This is a genomic window from Pseudomonas sp. GW456-E7, assembly GCF_059424105.1.
In genome coordinates, this window is the sequence record NZ_JBWKZB010000016.1 from 1 (window position 1) to 17,384 (window position 17,384).

Below are 17,384 nucleotides of genomic sequence, written 5' to 3' on the forward strand. Positions count from 1 at the left end.
GCCTTCGGCAGCTCCTACACAAAAGCAAGAAGGTCTGGATTCGTAAAAATCGAAGTATATACCGCAAAAATACGAATTTTACTGAAGTGTTTGCTTCCCTAGAATGCATCGCTATCAACGGGCCATCGTTTCGGTCCCGTTCGTTCTATCGAGGGAGCATCATGAAAATTAAAGCCACGGCGCTGTTGATCACATCTTTACTGGTATTGGCCGGTTGCGACCAGGCCGAGAAAAGCGCGCAACAGTTGATGGGCAAGGCGGCCGAAAGCGCCAAACAAGCGATTGACGATACCCACAAGGCCGCCGAACAGGCGCTCAGCGATGCCACCGGCGGGTTGATCAGCAAAAAAGAATCATCGGAAAAAGAATCGGAAAAAACCGAATCTTCCTCCCAGGAAATCTAAACCGTATTACAACGAGTCAGGACTGACCCATGGACTACCTTTTACAACTTGCCGCCAGCCCCACTGCCTGGGTTGCCCTGGCCACCCTGGTGGTGATGGAAATCGTGCTCGGCATCGATAACCTGATCTTCATCTCGATCCTGACCAACAAGCTGCCCGAGCAACACCGACAGAAGGCGCGGCGCATCGGTATCGGCATGGCGCTGATCCTGCGATTGGGCCTGCTGAGCACCATCGCGTTCATCGTCCAGTTGACCGCTCCGGTGATCGAGATTCTCGGCCACGCGTTTTCCTGGAAAGACATGATCCTGATCGCCGGTGGCCTGTTCCTGTTGTGGAAGGCGACCACCGAGATCCATCACAGCATGGACCCGGCGCCGGATGATCCGACGTCGAAGACATCCACCGTGACCCTGGGCTTTGCCGCGGCGATCGGTCAGATCCTGATGCTGGACATGGTGTTTTCCATCGACAGCATCATTACCGCTGTCGGCATGACCGAGCATTTGCCGATCATGATTATCGCGGTGGTGGTGTCGGTGCTGGTGATGTTGTTTGCCGCTGATCCGTTGGCCAAGTTCATCAACGACAACCCGACGGTGGTGATGCTGGCCCTGGGCTTCCTGATCATGATCGGCATGACGCTGATTGCCGAAGGCTTTGGCGCCCATGTACCGAAAGGCTACGTCTATGCGGCCATGGCATTCTCGGCTTCGATCGAGGTGTTGAACATGATGTCCCGCCGGGCCAGGCAGAAGCGTGTAGCCACGGAAGTCTGACCGCCGCTAAAAGGAAACGCCTGAACACCTTGTAGGAGCTGCCGCAGGCTGCGATCTTTTGATCTTCTGGAAAAAAGATCGCAGCCTGCGGCAGCTCCTACAGGGATGTGTTCAGGCGTTTTTGTTTGAAATTCAGGTCAGTGGGCGCTGGCGTGGCGGCGGGTTGCCTTGGCGGGTTTTGCAGGTTGAACGGGAGGGTGATGGTGGCGGCGAGTGATGCGCAGCACGCCCCACAGCATGGCGGCGGCTACCGCCAGCCAGCTGCAAATCAACATCGCAATGATCATGGTCAGGCTCATCTGTGCCTCCTCTTTGCCCTGCTGCGGGCACACACGCTTCGCTGTCGTCTCTTTAGAACACAGTCTAGCCGTTACTGCATTTCAGACTATTGACCGAAAGTCGGCAGTCACCAACCAGTTCGCTCTATCGAATGCACGCGTCTGCCGTTTAAAGCTATACCCTGGCAGCGCGGCGACCTATGATCGACGACCGAGCCGGGAATGGGATTGCCTGGCGTCTGAACCTGAACAAGAGAGAGCTGATGGTGCGGGTATTTTCTCGAATTTTGTCGGCCATGCTGATGGCCGGTTGCGTGGCGAGCCTGGCGGGTTGTGCCGGGAGCGTTACGCCCGAGATCAAGCGTTTGCCGGAGCGTGTCGAACTCAGCGGCCGATTCTACCGGGGCGATGCGTATCAAAGCGGGCCGCAGGTGCTGGCCAGCATGCTGTCCCAGCAGGGCATCGTGATCACCCCGGGCTTGCTCGAAAAGCCCTTGCATTTGCCGGGGGGCGAAGCGCAGTTGCAACAGAACATGCAGAACCTGGCCCGCGAGTACGGGATGGTGGTTTATCCCCTCGACAGCAATCTTGCGGCCTTGTTGACGCAGGTCGCCGCCGGTTATCCGGTGATGGTGCGCTTCACCGAGGGCTCGGCCATGTGGGCCGAACCGCGTTACGCCATTCTGGCCGGCTACAACCGCCAGAAGCAGACGGTCCTGTTGCGTGCGGGGATGGATCGCCGCGAACTGATGAGCTTCAGCGCCTTCGAGTCGGCATTCAAGGACGCCGGTGGCTGGGCCGTGCTGATCCAGAACCCGACGCAAATTCCGTCTCAGGTCGATCAGCAGCGCTGGCTCAAGGCCGCCAACGAGCTGGCTCAGGCCGGTCAGGAGCAGGCTGCCGCCAAGGCGAAAAAGGCCCTGGCCGCACACTGAGTCCGTTGGTCACCCGACGGGCACCATCGCTCGCCGCCAGCCTCTGATCTTCATAGGCCCGGATCATTGCTCCGGGCCGAGATCAGGAGGCACCCATGGCTCATTCCACAACGCCCGTCGGTCCGCACTCGTCTGAACATTCCTCTGGCGATGAGCTGGGTTACGACCCCGATTCCCCTGACCTTGCCGATCCTCAGGTCGACCCGATCGGGCCCGCCAAGGCACCGAGGGATGTGAAGCCGGGTGACAACCCCAAGGCTCCGGCAAAGCCCTACGATCCACTGGGTGATCTGAAACTTTAGGTTCAATGGAGGTGTGTATGTCTACCGATTCCAGTTTTGACGACAAAGGTCCGGAAACTGTCCCCACGACCCCCGAGCAAAGCACCGACCCGGTGATGGATCCGGACAGCCCGTTGAGGGATCCGCTGGCGCGGCCAACGGTGGCGCCCACTGAAAAGCCGAAGGGGTGGAGAGATCCAAGTACCGGCGACGGCATCCCGGACGACGACCAGATGCCGCTGCCCAACGACTGAATAACCGGGTTCACCTGTAGGAGCTGCCGAAGGCAGCTCCTACAGATTGAAGTACTAAAAAAAAGCCCCGAGTGATCGGGGCTTTTTCATGTGTTTGCAGCAAGGTTACTGCGACGCTTCAACCACGCCGCTCTGCCGCTGCTTGAGGTTTTTGTCTGCCTTGTACTGCAAGGCTACGGAAGGCACGTCTGCGCTCTTTCCGCTCTCTACCCAATTACGCATGCGCGTGGCATCGGCAAAATGGGTGTACTTGCCATAGGCGTCAAGGATCACCAGGGCCACCGGACGGTTACTCATTCGGGTCACCAGCACCAGGCAGTGGCCTGCTTCGTTGGTGAAACCGGTTTTTGTCAGCTGGATGTCCCAGTCCGGCTTGCGGACCAAATGGTCGGTGTTGCGAAAACCCAGGCTGTAGTTGGGTTTACGGAACGAGACGGTTTTTTCCTTGGTCGTGCTCAGCTCGGTCAACAGCGGGTACTTGTGCGCGGCGATCAACAGTTTGCTCAAATCGCGAGCGGTCGACACGTTGCGCGGGGAGAGACCGGTCGGCTCGACGAAATGCGTGTTGGTCATGCCCAGCGCCCGAGCCTTGGCGTTCATGGCAGCAATGAACGCGGCATAGCCGCCCGGATAGTGGTGGGCCAGGCTTGCAGCGGCGCGGTTTTCGGATGACATCAGGGCAATCAGCAACATTTCCCGGCGGGGCAGTTCGCTCTTGAGCTTGACCCGGGAGTACACGCCTTTCATTTCCGGTGTGTCGCTGATGTTGATGTTGATGTATTCATCCATGTTCTGGCGGGCTTCAACCACGACCAGGCCGGTCATCAGTTTGCTGACGGACGCGATGGGGACGACGACGTCAGGATTGCTGGCATAGATGACTTTGTTGGTCTGCATGTCCAGCAGCAAGGAGCTGCCGGAAGCGAGCTTGAGTGTCTTCGTATCTCGCGGCGCTGCGGTGGTCTCATCAGCACTGGCGATTGGCGTGAGGAAAGTCCCTGTAACTGCAAAAAATAGGCTCAGGATCGAAAGACGGATTTTCACGCTGGCAGACTCACAAAGTGTTGATAAGCCGTTCTGTAACGGGCTATTTCGTAAAAAGCGCGACATTCTGGAGTATGGCTGAATAACTGTCGATGGTTGTTCAAACAACAGGCGAAAGTCCTGAGAAACATGAAAAAAATGTCATTTTCCGTCGGGTGGTCGCGTGTGTTTCGCAGGCAAAAAAAACCCCGCCAAGGGCGGGGTTCTTCGATTCGCTGTCCGCGTCTGCGGTGAAACTCAGCTGTGCAGGGTTTCAGCGGCGTACAGGGTGTTTTCCAGCAGGCAGGCACGGGTCATCGGGCCAACGCCGCCCGGCACCGGAGTGATCCAGCCGGCGCGGGGCAGGGCGGTTTCATAGATCACGTCACCGACCAGCTTGCCATCGTCCTGACGGTTGATGCCGACATCGATCACGATCGCGCCTTCCTTGATCCATTCGCCCTTGACCAGGCCCGGCTTGCCGGCGGCGACGACGACCAGGTCCGCACGGCTGACATGACCGGCCAGGTCCTTGGTAAAGCGGTGGGTGACCGTCACGGTGCAACCGGCCAGCAGCAACTCCATCGCCATCGGGCGGCCAACGATATTGGATGCACCGACGACCACGGCATTCATCCCGTAAAGATCGACCCCGGTGCTTTCCAGCAGGGTCATGATGCCTTTGGGGGTGCATGGGCGCAGCAGCGGGATACGCTGGGCCAGGCGACCGACGTTATAAGGATGGAAGCCGTCGACGTCTTTGTCCGGACGAATGCGCTCCAGCAGTCTGGAGGCGTCCAGGTGTTCGGGAAGCGGAAGCTGGAGCAGAACGCCGTCGATCGCAGGATCGTCGTTCAGGCGATCGATCAGCTCGGTCAGCGCTTCTTGAGTGGTTTCGGAAGGCAGGTCATAAGCTTGGGACAGAAAGCCGACCTCTTCACAGTCTTTACGCTTGTGCGAGACATAAACCTGAGAGGCAGGATCGCTACCGACCAGGATCACCGCGAGGCCGGGCGTGCGCAGGCCTTGCTGGCGACGCTCGGTGACACGTTGGGCGATCTGCTGGCGCAGGCTGGCGGCGATCGATTTGCCGTCGATTAGTTGTGCAGTCATTGCGCGTGATTAACCATCGAGAGGGGAAAAAAAGAGAACGCATTCTCGCATGTCATGCGGTGAGGGCAAAGGCGCTTGGTCTGCAAATTCCCCTAACTCCTTTAATTAAATGAATTTTTTTTAAAAAGGATTTGACGACCTTCGGGTGGCTCTATACTATTCGTCGCACTTGTCGGGCACAGCCTAGCACTGGTTAGGAAGGTTGAGCGGGATTACGGTTCTGCAAGACTGGAAAGCACTTAGTTTGTAGTCCTCCAAGGGTACAGCTAACAAGGCGCCCGTAGCTCAGCTGGATAGAGCATCCGCCTTCTAAGCGGATGGTCGCAGGTTCGAGTCCTGCCGGGTGCGCCATTAGGCAGCTTTGGCACAAGTAACGCGATATGGTGGGCGTAGCTCAGTTGGTAGAGCACGGGATTGTGACTCCCGTTGTCGTGGGTTCGATCCCCATCGTCCACCCCATATTTCGAAAGGCGCCAGATTAACAGTCTGGCGCCTTTGCTTTAACGGCTTCATCCGCGGATGTGGTGGAATTGGTAGACACACTGGATTTAGGTTCCAGCGCCGCGAGGCGTAAGAGTTCGAGTCTCTTCATCCGCACCAAATAAAGCTTCGATCAGGCTGTTGGCCTGGCTGGAGCTTGATAAAGAAGTTGTTTGGCTTCTTTAACAGGCAATATGGTGGGCGTAGCTCAGTTGGTAGAGCACGGGATTGTGACTCCCGTTGTCGTGGGTTCGATCCCCATCGTCCACCCCATATTTCGAAAGGCGCCAGATTGAAAAGTCTGGCGCCTTTTTTGTTTCGGCGGCCGCAGGTTCAGGGTCGCAGGGGCGGGGCGTTTCGTCGTATTTATGTTTCTCGATGATGCGGTCCTGTCCGCCGGTCTTGCTTGCGAGACCGGCTGTCAGGGAGATGATTGGCGACCTCTTCTATATAGGAACGGTCGGCGCAGAGCCTTGGCGTGATTGGTTGTATTTGCCATCGGGGCGAGGTGCATTGGTGTATTCGCCCCTATAAATTGCCTGCTGCTTTTTTACCCGTTTTCAGTAGGGTGACTTCTTGAGTTTGACCCACTAGAATGCATGCCCTTGATTCTGGGGTCGGAAACGGCCGGCTAACGTCTGTGCAACGAGGAATATCCATGCAAGTTTCTGTTGAAAATACTACTGCTCTTGAGCGCCGCATGAGCGTCACCGTGCCGGCTGAGCGCATCGAGAGCCAGGTCAACAAGCGTCTGCAGCAGACCGCCCAAAAGGCCAAGATTGCTGGCTTCCGTCCAGGCAAAGTGCCAATGAGCGAAATCAAGCGCCGTTTCGGTGCTGACGCTCGCCAGGAAGCTGTAGGCGACGTGATCCAGTCTTCCTTCTATGAAGCTGTGGTTGAGCAGAAGCTGAACCCGGCTGGTCAGCCTTCGATCGAGCCAAAATCCCTGGAAGCGGGCAAGGACCTGGAATACGTAGCCGTATTCGAAGTGTTCCCTGAGTTCACCGTTGCCGGTTTCGACGGTATCGCCGTCGAGCGTCTGAGCGCTGACGTGACTGACGCCGATCTGGACAAGATGCTGGAAATCCTGCGCAAGCAGAACACCCGTTTCGAAGTGGCCGACCGCGCTGCCCAGAACGAAGACCAGTTGAACATCGATTTCGTCGGCAAGGTCGACGGTGAAGTGTTCGCTGGCGGTTCCGCCAAGGGTACCCAGCTGGTTCTGGGTTCCGGCCGCATGATCCCTGGTTTCGAAGATGGCCTGGTTGGCGCCAAGGCCGGTGAAGAGCGCGTTCTGAACCTGACCTTCCCAGAGGACTATCAGAACCTGGACCTGGCTGGCAAAACCGCCGAGTTCACCGTGACTGTCAACACCGTTTCCGAGCCAAAGCTGCCAGAACTGACTGAAGAATTCTTCGCCCAATTCGGCATCAAGGAAACCGGTCTGGAAGGCTTCCGCGCCGAAGTTCGCAAGAACATGGAGCGTGAGCTGCGTCAGGCGATCAAATCCAAGGTCAAGAATCAGGTAATGGACGGTCTGCTGGCCACCAACCCGATCGAAGTGCCAAAGGCTCTGCTGTCCAACGAAGTTGACCGTCTGCGCGTGCAGGCTGTCCAGCAGTTCGGCGGCAACATCAAGCCTGACCAACTGCCGGCCGAGCTGTTCGAAGAGCAAGCCAAGCGCCGCGTAGTGCTGGGTCTGATCGTGGCTGAAGTGGTCAAGCAATTCGACCTCAAGCCAGACGAAACCCGCGTTCGCGAGATGATTCAGGAAATGGCTTCGGCCTATCAGGAGCCTGAGCAAGTTGTGTCCTGGTACTACAAAAACGATCAGCAACTGAACGAAGTTCGTTCGGTTGTGCTGGAAGAACAAGTTGTGGATACTGTTCTGCAGAAAGCTAGCGTGACCGACAAATCGGTCTCTTACGAAGAAGCGGTCAAGCCGGTAGAAGCACCACAAGCCGACTGATCACTTTTGCGGTAAGAAGCAAACACCATAAGCCAGCCTTCGTGCTGGCTTATGCGTATTCAAGACATAACTATTTGGGAGTGACTGCAGAGCATGTTCCGTAATTCGTATATTCAGCAGAACTCTGATATCCAGGCCGCAGGCGGCCTGGTCCCGATGGTTGTCGAGCAGTCCGCTCGTGGCGAGCGCGCCTACGACATCTACTCGCGCCTGCTCAAGGAGCGAGTGATCTTTCTGGTTGGCCCGGTAGAGGACTACATGGCCAACCTGATCTGTGCGCAACTGCTGTTCCTTGAAGCGGAAAACCCGGACAAGGACATCCATCTCTATATCAACTCCCCGGGCGGTTCGGTGACGGCGGGCATGTCGATCTACGACACCATGCAGTTCATCAAGCCTAATGTGTCGACCACCTGTATCGGTCAGGCGTGCAGCATGGGCGCATTCCTGCTGACGGCCGGTGCCCAGGGCAAGCGGTACTGCCTGCCGAACTCGCGTGTGATGATTCACCAGCCACTGGGCGGTTTCCAGGGCCAGGCGTCGGATATCGAAATCCACGCCAAGGAAATCCTCTTCATTCGTGAGCGTCTCAACACGCTGATGGCCAAGCACAGCGGGCGCACGCTTGAAGAAATCGAGCGCGATACCAACCGCGATAATTTCATGAGTGCGGACGCTGCGCGTGAGTACGGGTTGATCGACGAAGTGATCAGTCAGCGCCCTGCTTAAAATAAGCAGCTCAAAATAAGGTTGGTCGGCGGGTCCGATCACCTGCGGGCTTGAAAAAGCCCGCAATAGCCTTCATCTTGTGTTGCAAGCCTATCGGATTTGGATCGAACGAATGACTGACACCCGCAACGGCGAGGACAACGGCAAGCTGCTCTATTGCTCCTTCTGTGGCAAAAGCCAGCATGAAGTACGCAAATTGATTGCCGGCCCCTCGGTCTTTATCTGCGACGAGTGCGTCGACCTGTGCAATGACATCATCCGCGAGGAGGTGCAGGAAGCACAGGCCGAAAGCAGCGCGCATAAATTGCCTTCGCCTAAAGAAATCAGCGGCATCCTTGATCAGTATGTGATTGGTCAGGAGCGTGCGAAAAAGGTTCTGGCCGTAGCGGTGTACAACCACTACAAGCGCCTGAATCAGCGTGACAAAAAGAATGACGACGTCGAACTCGGCAAGAGCAACATCCTGCTGATCGGCCCGACAGGCTCGGGTAAGACCCTGCTTGCCGAAACACTGGCCCGCTTGCTGAACGTTCCGTTCACCATCGCCGACGCAACCACCCTCACCGAGGCGGGTTACGTGGGTGAGGATGTCGAGAACATCATTCAGAAGCTGCTGCAGAAATGCGATTACGACGTGGAAAAAGCCCAGATGGGCATTGTCTACATCGATGAAATCGACAAGATTTCGCGCAAATCCGACAACCCGTCGATCACCCGGGACGTTTCCGGTGAAGGCGTGCAGCAGGCCCTGCTCAAGTTGATCGAAGGCACGGTCGCTTCCGTTCCGCCTCAAGGTGGTCGCAAGCATCCGCAGCAGGAATTCCTTCAGGTCGACACCCGTAACATCCTGTTCATCTGCGGTGGTGCGTTCTCCGGTCTGGAAAAGGTTATTCAAAACCGTTCCACCAAGGGCGGTATCGGTTTCAACGCGGAAGTGCGCAGCAAGGAAGAAGGCAAGAAAGTCGGTGAGTCCCTGCGTGAAGTCGAGCCTGACGATCTGGTCAAGTTCGGTCTGATCCCGGAATTCGTCGGTCGTCTGCCGGTCCTTGCGACGCTGGACGAGCTTGATGAGGCTGCGTTGATGCAGATCCTCACCGAGCCGAAAAATGCTCTGACCAAGCAGTATGCCAAGCTGTTCGAGATGGAAGGCGTTGATCTGGAATTCCGATCCGACGCTCTGAAATCGGTCGCCAAGCGTGCCCTGGAGCGTAAAACCGGTGCCCGTGGCCTGCGTTCGATTCTCGAAGGTGTATTGCTCGACACTATGTATGAAATCCCCTCGCAATCCGAGGTGAGCAAAGTAGTGATCGATGAAAGCGTGATAGAAGGCAAGTCCAAGCCACTGTATATCTATGAAAACAGTGAGCCGACCGCCAAGGCCGCGCCAGACGCTTAAGCGTCACGCAGCTTGAACAAAGAAGGGGCCTTCGGGCCCCTTTGCTATTTGGGGCTGGCTCGCCGAAACGGCGGCTGGCTTTTGTAGGCGCTGCCGCAGGCTGCGATCTTTTGACTTTGCTTTTCAAAAGAGCAAGATCAAAAGATCGCAGCCTGCGGTAGCTCCTACAGGGTTATGCGAAGTATCCAGCCCCCTGCAGGCTTCGATCTTAAAAGTCGTTCCTTTATCTGCTTGTTTTTTTCCAGAGCAGCCCCCATCTTGGTTTCAAGCTTACTTCCATCTGTTTACGGCCTTACGGCCGCCGTAGAGGCGAAATCATGAAGACAACCATCGAATTGCCTCTCCTGCCATTGCGTGATGTCGTGGTTTATCCGCACATGGTTATCCCGCTGTTCGTGGGGCGCGAGAAATCCATCGAAGCCCTCGAGGCTGCGATGACGGGTGACAAGCAGATTCTTCTGCTGGCCCAGAGAAACCCGGCTGACGACGATCCCGGTGAAGAGGCCCTGTACCGCGTGGGTACGATTGCCACCGTTCTGCAGCTGCTGAAGCTGCCTGACGGCACGGTCAAGGTCCTGGTCGAAGGTGAGCAGCGGGGCGCCGTTGAGCGCTTCAGCGAAGTGGACGGCCACTGCCGTGCCGAAGTCTCCCTGATCGACGAAGTTGACGCACCAGAGCGCGAGTCGGAGGTGTTCGTTCGCAGCCTGCTGTCCCAGTTCGAGCAATACGTGCAGTTGGGCAAGAAAGTCCCGGCTGAAGTCCTCTCGTCGCTCAACAGCATCGATGAGCCAGGTCGCCTGGTGGACACCATGGCCGCGCACATGGCCCTGAAGATCGAGCAGAAGCAGGAAATCCTCGAAATCATCGATCTGTCGGCCCGGGTCGAGCACGTTCTGGCGTTGCTCGATGCCGAGATCGATCTGCTGCAAGTCGAAAAACGCATTCGCGGCCGCGTCAAGAAACAAATGGAGCGCAGCCAGCGCGAGTACTACCTGAATGAGCAGATGAAGGCCATTCAGAAAGAGCTCGGTGACAGCGACGAAGGTCATAACGAAGTCGAAGAGCTGAAAAAGCGTATCGACGCCGCCGGCTTGCCGAAAGACGCGCTGGCCAAGGCGACTGCCGAACTGAACAAGCTCAAGCAGATGTCACCGATGTCCGCGGAAGCGACCGTGGTGCGTTCGTACATCGACTGGCTGGTTCAGGTGCCGTGGAAGGCCCAGAGCAAGGTACGCCTGGATCTGGCGCGTGCCGAAGACATTCTGGATGCCGATCACTATGGCCTCGAAGAGGTCAAGGAGCGCATCCTCGAATACCTCGCCGTGCAAAAACGCGTGAAGAAGATTCGTGGTCCGGTGCTGTGCCTGGTTGGTCCTCCCGGGGTCGGTAAAACGTCCCTGGCGGAGTCGATTGCGCATGCCACCAACCGCAAGTTCGTACGCATGGCCCTCGGTGGTGTGCGTGACGAGGCGGAAATTCGTGGTCATCGCCGTACTTACATCGGTTCGATGCCAGGAAGATTGATTCAAAAAATGACAAAAGTGGGTGTGCGCAACCCGCTGTTCCTGCTCGATGAAATCGACAAAATGGGCAGCGACATGCGCGGCGATCCGGCATCGGCGTTGCTGGAAGTGCTCGATCCCGAGCAGAACCACAACTTCAACGATCACTATCTGGAAGTCGATTACGACCTGTCCGATGTGATGTTCCTGTGCACTTCGAACTCGATGAACATCCCGCCGGCGCTGCTGGACCGGATGGAAGTGATCCGTCTGCCGGGCTACACCGAAGACGAGAAGATCAACATCGCCGTGAAGTACCTTTCGCCGAAGCAGATCACTGCCAACGGTTTGAAAAAAGGCGAGCTGGAATTCGACGCCGAAGCGATTCGCGACATCATCCGCTACTACACCCGTGAAGCCGGTGTGCGTGGCCTTGAGCGGCAGATTGCCAAGGTTTGCCGCAAGGCCGTCAAGGAACATGCGCTGGAAAAACGCTTCTCGGTGAAGGTCACCGCAGACATGCTGGAGCACTTCCTGGGCGTGCGTAAATTCCGCTATGGCCTGGCCGAGCAGCAGGATCAGATCGGCCAGGTGACCGGGCTGGCGTGGACTCAGGTGGGTGGCGAACTGCTGACCATCGAAGCCGCTGTGGTACCGGGCAAGGGCCAGTTGATCAAGACCGGTTCCCTGGGTGATGTGATGGTCGAGTCGATCACGGCCGCGTTGACCGTTGTTCGCAGTCGGGCGAAGAGCCTGGGCATTCCCCTGGACTTCCATGAGAAGCGCGACACGCACATCCATATGCCTGAAGGGGCGACCCCGAAAGACGGCCCTAGCGCTGGCGTGGGCATGTGTACGGCCCTGGTTTCGGCATTGACCGGCATTCCGGTGCGTGCGGATGTCGCCATGACCGGCGAAATCACCTTGCGCGGCCAGGTGCTGGCCATTGGCGGCTTGAAAGAAAAACTGCTGGCTGCCCATCGTGGCGGGATCAAGACCGTGATCATTCCTGAAGAGAATGTGCGCGATCTCAAAGAGATTCCGGACAATATCAAGCAGGATCTACAGATTAAACCGGTTAAATGGATTGACGAGGTCCTGCAAATTGCGTTGCAATACGCGCCGGAGCCCTTGCCGGACGTGGCTCCGGAGATAGTCGCGAAGGATGAGAAACGTGACGCGGATTCTAAGGAAAGAATTAGCACGCATTAGTACGTATTTGCCTGGGGGGCTTCCTTGACAGTTTTTTAGAGCCCTTGTTATAAAGCGGCTCTTAAGTGTCTGTAGGCCATTCAGCACTCGTTTTTGCTTTCACCAAAAAAACTTAGAATCATACTCAAATAGATATAAGGGGACTTAGAGTGAACAAGTCGGAACTGATTGATGCTATCGCTGCATCCGCTGATATCCCGAAAGCTGCTGCTGGCCGTGCGCTGGACGCTGTAATCGAATCCGTCACTGGCGCTCTCAAGGCTGGCGACTCTGTTGTTCTGGTTGGTTTCGGTACTTTCTCCGTAACCGATCGTCCAGCTCGCATCGGTCGTAACCCACAGACCGGTAAGACGCTGGAAATCGCAGCAGCCAAAAAACCAGGTTTCAAAGCCGGTAAAGCACTGAAAGAAGCTGTCAACTAAGTTCGATTCAGGTTTTTACCCATCCGGGTCGGGGTCATGCCTGACTTGGCAGCGGAGCGGCAGTCCTGACTGCAGGTCGCCGGTTCAAGACACCAAGGGTCGCCAGTTCGAGTCCTTGATCCGCTCCGCCAGTTACGAGAAGGCGCATCCTCGGATGCGCCTTTCTTCTATCCGGATTCTACCCACGCTCCACGGTTGCCTAATTTTGAAGTTCAACCGTTTCTGGGGGACGCATGCTGCAGAATATCAGGGACAATTCACAAGGCTGGATTGCCAAGACTATTATCGGGGTCATCGTTGCACTGATGGCCTTGACCGGTTTCGACGCCATTTTTCAGGCCACGACGAGCAAGAATGAAGCGGCGAAGGTCAATGGTGAAGAAATCAGCCAGAACGAGCTGAGCCAGGCGGTCGATATGCAACGCCGCCAGCTCATGCAACAGCTGGGCAAGGATTTCGATGCTTCCTTGCTGGATGAAAAAATGTTGCGCGAATCGGCTCTCAAGGGCCTGATCGATCGCAAGCTGCTGCTGCAAGGCGCAGAGCAATCGAAGTTTGCCTTTTCCGAAGCGGCACTTGACCAGGTCATCCTGCAAACACCGGAATTTCAGGTTGATGGCAAGTTCAGCTCCGAGCGTTTCGACCAGGTGATTCGCCAGCTCGGCTATACCCGCATGCAATTCCGCCAGATGCTGGCTCAGGAAATGCTGATTGGCCAGCTGCGTGCCGGTCTGGCCGGTAGCGGTTTCGTGACCGATGCGCAGGTACTGGCATTTGCCCGTCTGGAAAAACAGACCCGCGATTTCGCTTCGCTGAACATCAAGGCTGACCCGTCGGCTGTGAAGCTGACCGACGAAGAGGTCAAGGCCTATTACGACGAGCACGCCAAGGAATTCATGACGCCGGATCAGGTGGTCATCGACTACCTCGAGTTGAAGAAGGCTTCCTTCTTCGACCAGGTCAGCGTCAACGACGAAGACCTGCAAGCGGCCTATCAGAAAGAAATCGCGAACCTGTCCGAGCAACGCCGGGCTGCGCACATTCTGATTGAAGTGAACGACAAGACCACCGAGGCGCAAGCCAAGGCGAAGATCGAAGAGATCCAGGCCCGTCTGGCCAAGGGTGAGCAGTTCGAGGTGCTGGCCAAGGAGTTCTCCCAGGATCCGGGTTCGGCGAACAACGGCGGTGACCTTGGTTTTGCCGGTCCCGGTGTCTACGACCCGGCGTTCGAAAAAGCCTTGTATTCGTTGGCCAAGGACCAGGTTTCGACGCCGGTTCGCACCGACTTCGGTTTCCACCTGATCAAGCTGTTGGGTGTGGAAGCGCCTGAAGTGCCAACCTTCGCCAGCCTGAAAGACAAGCTGACCCGTGCGCTGAAAACCCAGCAAGTCGAGCAGCGTTTCGTTGAGGCGAGCAAGCAGCTGGAAGACGCCTCGTTCGAAGCGTCCGATCTGGCTCAGCCGGCGCAGGACCTGAAACTGACCGTACAGACGTCCAAGCCGTTCGGCCGCGAAGGCGGTGAGGGCATTGCAGCCAACCGTGCCGTGATCACTGCCGCGTTCAGCCCGGAAGTCCTGGATGAGGGTGCGAACAGCACCGCCATCGAACTCGATCCGGAAACCGTGATCGTGTTGCGTGCCAAGGAGCACCTGAAGCCTTCGCAACTGCCGCTGGAAAGCGTTGATGCGGCTATCCGCGGGCAATTGGCCAAGGAACACGCCAGCGCCGATGCCAAGACCAAGGCTGAAGCCTTGATCGCCAACCTGCGCGATGGCAAGACCCCGCTGGATCAGGCCGTCGACGGCCAGGCCTGGAAAGTCACCGAAGCGGCGACCCGCGCTCAGGAAGGGGTCGACCCTGCTGTGCTGCAAGCGCTGTTCCGCATGGCGAAGCCGGTGGCCAAGGACAAGCCGACCTTCACCAGCGTGACGCTGGCGGATGGCAGCCTGATGATCGTGCGCCTCAACGGCGTGAACGAAGCAGCGGCGCCGACCGAAGAAGAGAAAGCGCAGTACCGTCGCTACCTCGCTTCGCGCATCGGCCAGCAAGACTTTGCGGCGTATCGCAAGCAGCTGGAAAGCCAGGCGGACATCAAGAAATACTGATGCCTGACCAGGTTTAGCGCGACACAGGAGACCCCGGCCGAAACGCCGGGGTCTTTTTGTTTGGCCGTACGTCATTTGCCGCGGTGACTTTTGTGCAAAACCGGGGTCAATCAGCCTGTAACCGTTTTAAGACACGATCGATGCTCCGCTACGCATCGATCTGTTGCACAATACGCCCCGAACCGTTTTCCTCAGGATGTTCAATGTTTAAATCATTTCCCATGCGGATTGTCGGCGTGGCTGCCGTGCTGGCCGTTGCAGCCGGTTGTTCATCGAACAAGGCTGCCATCTACGAGCATGAGAACTTCGACGATTCCGGCACCTTCTCCCGTAACTATCCGGTCACTGATATCCAGAGCTGTGAAGCCGCCCGCCGCGCCTTGCTCAGTCAGGGTTACATCATCACCAGCAACGATCCGAAGCTGGTCAGCGGTCACAAGAGCTTCCAGCAGACCGGCGAGAACCACATGGAGATCAGCTTCAGTGTGGTGTGTGCCGATGACGGTAGCGAAGGGCACCATGCGACTGTGTTCGCCAACGCCCTGCAGGATCGTTATGCGCTGAAGAAGACCAACAACTCCGCCAGTCTTGGTGTGGGCGTGCTGGGCTCGGTGTCGATGCCGATCGGCTCCTCTGACGACTCGATGGTCAAGGTCGCCAGCGAAACCGTCTCGTCTGCAAAGTTCTACGAGCGTTTCTTCGCACTGGTCGAGCTGTTCCTGCCGCCGGAAGCGAAAAAGGCTGCGCACATTCCCGAAAAGCCGAAAACAGACCTGGGCATGCCTGAAGCCAAGCCAGCGCCGGCTCCCCTGGCTCCCGCCGCGACCACTGCACCGGCCGCAGAGCCAACCCCGGTGACACCGGCACCGGCTCCAGTGGAACCCGCTCCAGTGGAACCCGCTCCAGTGGAACCCGCTCCAGCGGCCTCTGAGCCGGTCATGCCGCCGCCTGAAGCGGCACCCATTACCCCGGTTCAGAACATGGATCCGGCACCGTCGGTAGAAACCATCACGCCGCCGACAAACCCGACCGACATGCCGCCGCCGAGCGAGGCGATTCCGGCGATGCCTGTCACCGGCCAGTGATTGTTCGCGTTACGGGATCGGCCAACGAGTCACGATCCCGTAGCGAGCGCATGGATTGATCCGCGTCAAACAAGGCCGCTGTCCTGTGGCCTCCCGCGAAAAAAACCCATGATAAATTCCTGACCAGCTGCTACGTTTTATTCAGTAGCGACGGAGTGTCGTGTCCGCGTCATTTTTCTTTCATGCGGACACCTTATGCTCAAGGCATTGGTCATTTGTTCAGACGTTTTTCAATACGGGTTGGGGGATTCAAAGATGGACGATTATCAAGAAGAACTGCTCGAGTACCAGGCATTCGAACTGGACCCGCTGGAACCCGCAGAAGACGCCACCGAGCTTTAAAGCTCCAACTTGTCGCTTGCGGCTAAAGGCTTCAGGCTGTTTTTCGATGACTGCGGCGAAACTCGCCAGGTGTCTGCCCGTTCCAGCGTTTGAATGCGCGTTGAAAGGCTTCGGCTGAGGCAAAGCCCAGCAGATAGGCGATTTCCCCGAACGCCAGTTCGGTGTCGCGTATGTAGGTCATGGCCAGGTCGCGACGGGTTTCATTGAGGATTGCGCGAAATTGCGTGCCTTCCTCGGCAAGTTTGCGGCGCAGGGTCCAGGTGGGCAGCTTCAGGCGTGCCGCCACCTCTTCCAGGTCGGGCTCCCGGCCACCATTGAGCAAGGGACCCAGCAGCGCGATGATGCGTTCACGCAGGCTGCGGGTGCGTGTCAGTTGTTCCAGCTCCTGCTCACAAAGTTGCAGCAAATGCCGCCAGGTGCTCGGGCAATGCTCGGGGTTGCGCTGGGCGAGGCTTGCCAGGCTCAGGCGCAGTTGATTGCGTTCGCTGCCAAACTGGATCGGACAGTCACCCAGGACGTCATAGGCCGCGCGGTAACCGGGTTCGTCGAATTCGATCTCGATACGTTCGGCGCGCAGCGGGATGGGGCTGACACTGGATAATTGCTGCAACCAGCCAGCAATGATCGAATCCACCACGAAGCGGTTGTAGGCGTTGTAGGGGCTGATCGAATAGAAGCGCAGCCAGGCGCCCCGGGCGTCTTCGTGGAAGCTTGATTGGCCGCGATAATTGGACCCATACAAGGCTTCGAAGCGGATCAGGCAGCGCGCGGCTTCACGTACTGTGGGTGCCTGGGCAGCGGTGACCCCTGCGAGGCCGACCTGGCTCAGGCGACTGAGCTGGCCCATGCGCAAACCAAGGGCCGGGTTGTCGGTCAGTTGAATGGCGCCGTGGCCCAGGCGCATGTAGCGCGGTATTGACAGGCGGGCACCGGCCTCGCCCAGTCGCGCTGCATCGAGGCCGTATTGATCGAGCAGCGGCTGCGGATCGACGCCATGACTGCGCACGGCATCGGCCAGGCTATGAACAAAGCCCACCGACAGATCGCCGAGGCGCATCGGCTGCGGTTTCATGGC

General features: G+C 57.5%; 17 protein-coding genes and 4 tRNA genes. 17 read left to right on the plus strand and 4 right to left on the minus strand.

Going from position 1 to position 17,384, the window contains the following annotated elements:
• Positions 1-161: 161 nt before the first annotated feature.
• Both AC07YV_RS12605 and AC07YV_RS12610 read left to right on the plus strand, forming a co-directional pair.
• Positions 162-404 (plus strand): hypothetical protein, encoded by a 243-nt coding sequence (locus tag AC07YV_RS12605; protein WP_102702184.1) that lies wholly within the window; start codon positions 162-164, stop codon positions 402-404.
• A 29-nt stretch (positions 405-433) separates the two neighbouring features.
• Complete coding sequence (locus AC07YV_RS12610; protein ID WP_102702183.1) at positions 434-1,183, plus strand: TerC family protein; 750 nt, start codon at positions 434-436, stop codon at positions 1,181-1,183.
• Positions 1,184-1,320: 137 nt separating this feature from the next.
• Here the strand turns inward: AC07YV_RS12610 and AC07YV_RS12615 are convergent, their stop codons facing one another.
• The gene (locus AC07YV_RS12615) at positions 1,321-1,482 is read right to left on the minus strand and encodes a hypothetical protein (RefSeq protein ID WP_173900859.1); all 162 of its coding nucleotides are present in this window, start codon (positions 1,480-1,482) and stop codon (positions 1,321-1,323) included.
• 179 nt (positions 1,483-1,661) lie between these two features.
• On the opposite strand from AC07YV_RS12615, the gene AC07YV_RS12620 reads away from it, so the two are divergent.
• The 3 genes from AC07YV_RS12620 to AC07YV_RS12630 all read left to right on the plus strand — a co-directional run bounded on the left by AC07YV_RS12620 (position 1,662) and on the right by AC07YV_RS12630 (position 2,931).
• Positions 1,662-2,396, plus strand: a complete 735-nt coding sequence (locus tag AC07YV_RS12620) for a C39 family peptidase (protein WP_102702182.1) — start codon at positions 1,662-1,664, stop codon at positions 2,394-2,396.
• 95 nt (positions 2,397-2,491) lie between these two features.
• On the plus strand, positions 2,492-2,698 hold the full coding sequence (locus AC07YV_RS12625) for a DUF6021 family protein (RefSeq protein ID WP_102702181.1): 207 nt from the start codon (positions 2,492-2,494) through the stop codon (positions 2,696-2,698).
• Positions 2,699-2,715: 17 nt separating this feature from the next.
• Positions 2,716-2,931, plus strand: a complete 216-nt coding sequence (locus AC07YV_RS12630; RefSeq protein ID WP_102702180.1) for a hypothetical protein — start codon at positions 2,716-2,718, stop codon at positions 2,929-2,931.
• A gap of 105 nt (positions 2,932-3,036) precedes the next feature.
• Here AC07YV_RS12630 and pbpG read toward each other — a convergent pair whose 3' ends face one another.
• Together pbpG and folD are read right to left on the minus strand one after the other, a co-directional pair.
• Positions 3,037-3,975 (minus strand): D-alanyl-D-alanine endopeptidase, encoded by a 939-nt coding sequence (gene pbpG, locus AC07YV_RS12635; protein WP_015094299.1) that lies wholly within the window; start codon positions 3,973-3,975, stop codon positions 3,037-3,039.
• Between the two features lie 237 nt (positions 3,976-4,212).
• On the minus strand, positions 4,213-5,067 hold the full coding sequence (folD, locus tag AC07YV_RS12640; RefSeq protein WP_102702179.1) for a bifunctional methylenetetrahydrofolate dehydrogenase/methenyltetrahydrofolate cyclohydrolase FolD: 855 nt from the start codon (positions 5,065-5,067) through the stop codon (positions 4,213-4,215).
• A 274-nt stretch (positions 5,068-5,341) separates the two neighbouring features.
• Here folD and AC07YV_RS12645 point away from each other — a divergent pair.
• The 12 genes from AC07YV_RS12645 to AC07YV_RS12700 all read left to right on the plus strand — a co-directional run bounded on the left by AC07YV_RS12645 (position 5,342) and on the right by AC07YV_RS12700 (position 16,309).
• A tRNA-Arg gene (locus tag AC07YV_RS12645) sits at positions 5,342-5,418 on the plus strand.
• A gap of 32 nt (positions 5,419-5,450) precedes the next feature.
• Positions 5,451-5,526, plus strand: a tRNA-His gene (locus tag AC07YV_RS12650).
• Positions 5,527-5,582: 56 nt separating this feature from the next.
• Positions 5,583-5,667 (plus strand) — tRNA-Leu (locus AC07YV_RS12655).
• Between the two features lie 77 nt (positions 5,668-5,744).
• Positions 5,745-5,820 (plus strand) — tRNA-His (locus AC07YV_RS12660).
• A 385-nt stretch (positions 5,821-6,205) separates the two neighbouring features.
• Positions 6,206-7,516 (plus strand): trigger factor, encoded by a 1,311-nt coding sequence (tig, locus tag AC07YV_RS12665; protein ID WP_102702178.1) that lies wholly within the window; start codon positions 6,206-6,208, stop codon positions 7,514-7,516.
• A gap of 93 nt (positions 7,517-7,609) precedes the next feature.
• Positions 7,610-8,245 (plus strand): ATP-dependent Clp endopeptidase proteolytic subunit ClpP, encoded by a 636-nt coding sequence (clpP, locus tag AC07YV_RS12670; RefSeq protein ID WP_015094302.1) that lies wholly within the window; start codon positions 7,610-7,612, stop codon positions 8,243-8,245.
• 112 nt (positions 8,246-8,357) lie between these two features.
• Entirely contained in the window at positions 8,358-9,641 is a 1,284-nt protein-coding gene (gene clpX, locus AC07YV_RS12675; protein WP_007982210.1) for an ATP-dependent Clp protease ATP-binding subunit ClpX, read from the plus strand.
• Between the two features lie 317 nt (positions 9,642-9,958).
• On the plus strand, positions 9,959-12,355 hold the full coding sequence (gene lon, locus AC07YV_RS12680) for an endopeptidase La (RefSeq protein WP_015094303.1): 2,397 nt from the start codon (positions 9,959-9,961) through the stop codon (positions 12,353-12,355).
• Positions 12,356-12,504: 149 nt separating this feature from the next.
• Positions 12,505-12,777, plus strand: a complete 273-nt coding sequence (locus AC07YV_RS12685) for an HU family DNA-binding protein (protein ID WP_002552737.1) — start codon at positions 12,505-12,507, stop codon at positions 12,775-12,777.
• A 233-nt stretch (positions 12,778-13,010) separates the two neighbouring features.
• On the plus strand, positions 13,011-14,882 hold the full coding sequence (locus AC07YV_RS12690; protein ID WP_102702177.1) for a SurA N-terminal domain-containing protein: 1,872 nt from the start codon (positions 13,011-13,013) through the stop codon (positions 14,880-14,882).
• Between the two features lie 203 nt (positions 14,883-15,085).
• The gene (locus AC07YV_RS12695) at positions 15,086-15,967 is read left to right on the plus strand and encodes a DUF2242 domain-containing protein (protein ID WP_102702176.1); all 882 of its coding nucleotides are present in this window, start codon (positions 15,086-15,088) and stop codon (positions 15,965-15,967) included.
• Positions 15,968-16,162: 195 nt separating this feature from the next.
• Positions 16,163-16,309 (plus strand): hypothetical protein, encoded by a 147-nt coding sequence (locus AC07YV_RS12700; RefSeq protein WP_173900858.1) that lies wholly within the window; start codon positions 16,163-16,165, stop codon positions 16,307-16,309.
• 31 nt (positions 16,310-16,340) lie between these two features.
• Here the strand turns inward: AC07YV_RS12700 and AC07YV_RS12705 are convergent, their stop codons facing one another.
• Entirely contained in the window at positions 16,341-17,381 is a 1,041-nt protein-coding gene (locus AC07YV_RS12705; RefSeq protein ID WP_102702175.1) for an AraC family transcriptional regulator, read from the minus strand.
• Positions 17,382-17,384 lie beyond the last annotated feature (3 nt).

What these genes read in the sequence shown, in the direction of transcription:
- AC07YV_RS12695 (WP_102702176.1), top strand. Translation starts at nt 15,086, where the DNA reads ATGTTTAAATCATTTCCCATGCGGATTGTCGGCGTGGCTGCCGTGCTG.
- AC07YV_RS12615 (WP_173900859.1), bottom strand. Translation starts at nt 1,482, where the DNA reads ATGAGCCTGACCATGATCATTGCGATGTTGATTTGCAGCTGGCTGGCG.
- AC07YV_RS12620 (WP_102702182.1), top strand. Translation starts at nt 1,662, where the DNA reads ATGATCGACGACCGAGCCGGGAATGGGATTGCCTGGCGTCTGAACCTG.
- clpP (WP_015094302.1), top strand. Translation starts at nt 7,610, where the DNA reads ATGTTCCGTAATTCGTATATTCAGCAGAACTCTGATATCCAGGCCGCA.
- AC07YV_RS12605 (WP_102702184.1), top strand. Translation starts at nt 162, where the DNA reads ATGAAAATTAAAGCCACGGCGCTGTTGATCACATCTTTACTGGTATTG.
- lon (WP_015094303.1), top strand. Translation starts at nt 9,959, where the DNA reads ATGAAGACAACCATCGAATTGCCTCTCCTGCCATTGCGTGATGTCGTG.
- AC07YV_RS12705 (WP_102702175.1), bottom strand. Translation starts at nt 17,381, where the DNA reads ATGAAACCGCAGCCGATGCGCCTCGGCGATCTGTCGGTGGGCTTTGTT.
- AC07YV_RS12630 (WP_102702180.1), top strand. Translation starts at nt 2,716, where the DNA reads ATGTCTACCGATTCCAGTTTTGACGACAAAGGTCCGGAAACTGTCCCC.
- AC07YV_RS12700 (WP_173900858.1), top strand. Translation starts at nt 16,163, where the DNA reads ATGCTCAAGGCATTGGTCATTTGTTCAGACGTTTTTCAATACGGGTTG.
- AC07YV_RS12625 (WP_102702181.1), top strand. Translation starts at nt 2,492, where the DNA reads ATGGCTCATTCCACAACGCCCGTCGGTCCGCACTCGTCTGAACATTCC.
- clpX (WP_007982210.1), top strand. Translation starts at nt 8,358, where the DNA reads ATGACTGACACCCGCAACGGCGAGGACAACGGCAAGCTGCTCTATTGC.
- AC07YV_RS12610 (WP_102702183.1), top strand. Translation starts at nt 434, where the DNA reads ATGGACTACCTTTTACAACTTGCCGCCAGCCCCACTGCCTGGGTTGCC.
- tig (WP_102702178.1), top strand. Translation starts at nt 6,206, where the DNA reads ATGCAAGTTTCTGTTGAAAATACTACTGCTCTTGAGCGCCGCATGAGC.
- folD (WP_102702179.1), bottom strand. Translation starts at nt 5,067, where the DNA reads ATGACTGCACAACTAATCGACGGCAAATCGATCGCCGCCAGCCTGCGC.
- AC07YV_RS12690 (WP_102702177.1), top strand. Translation starts at nt 13,011, where the DNA reads ATGCTGCAGAATATCAGGGACAATTCACAAGGCTGGATTGCCAAGACT.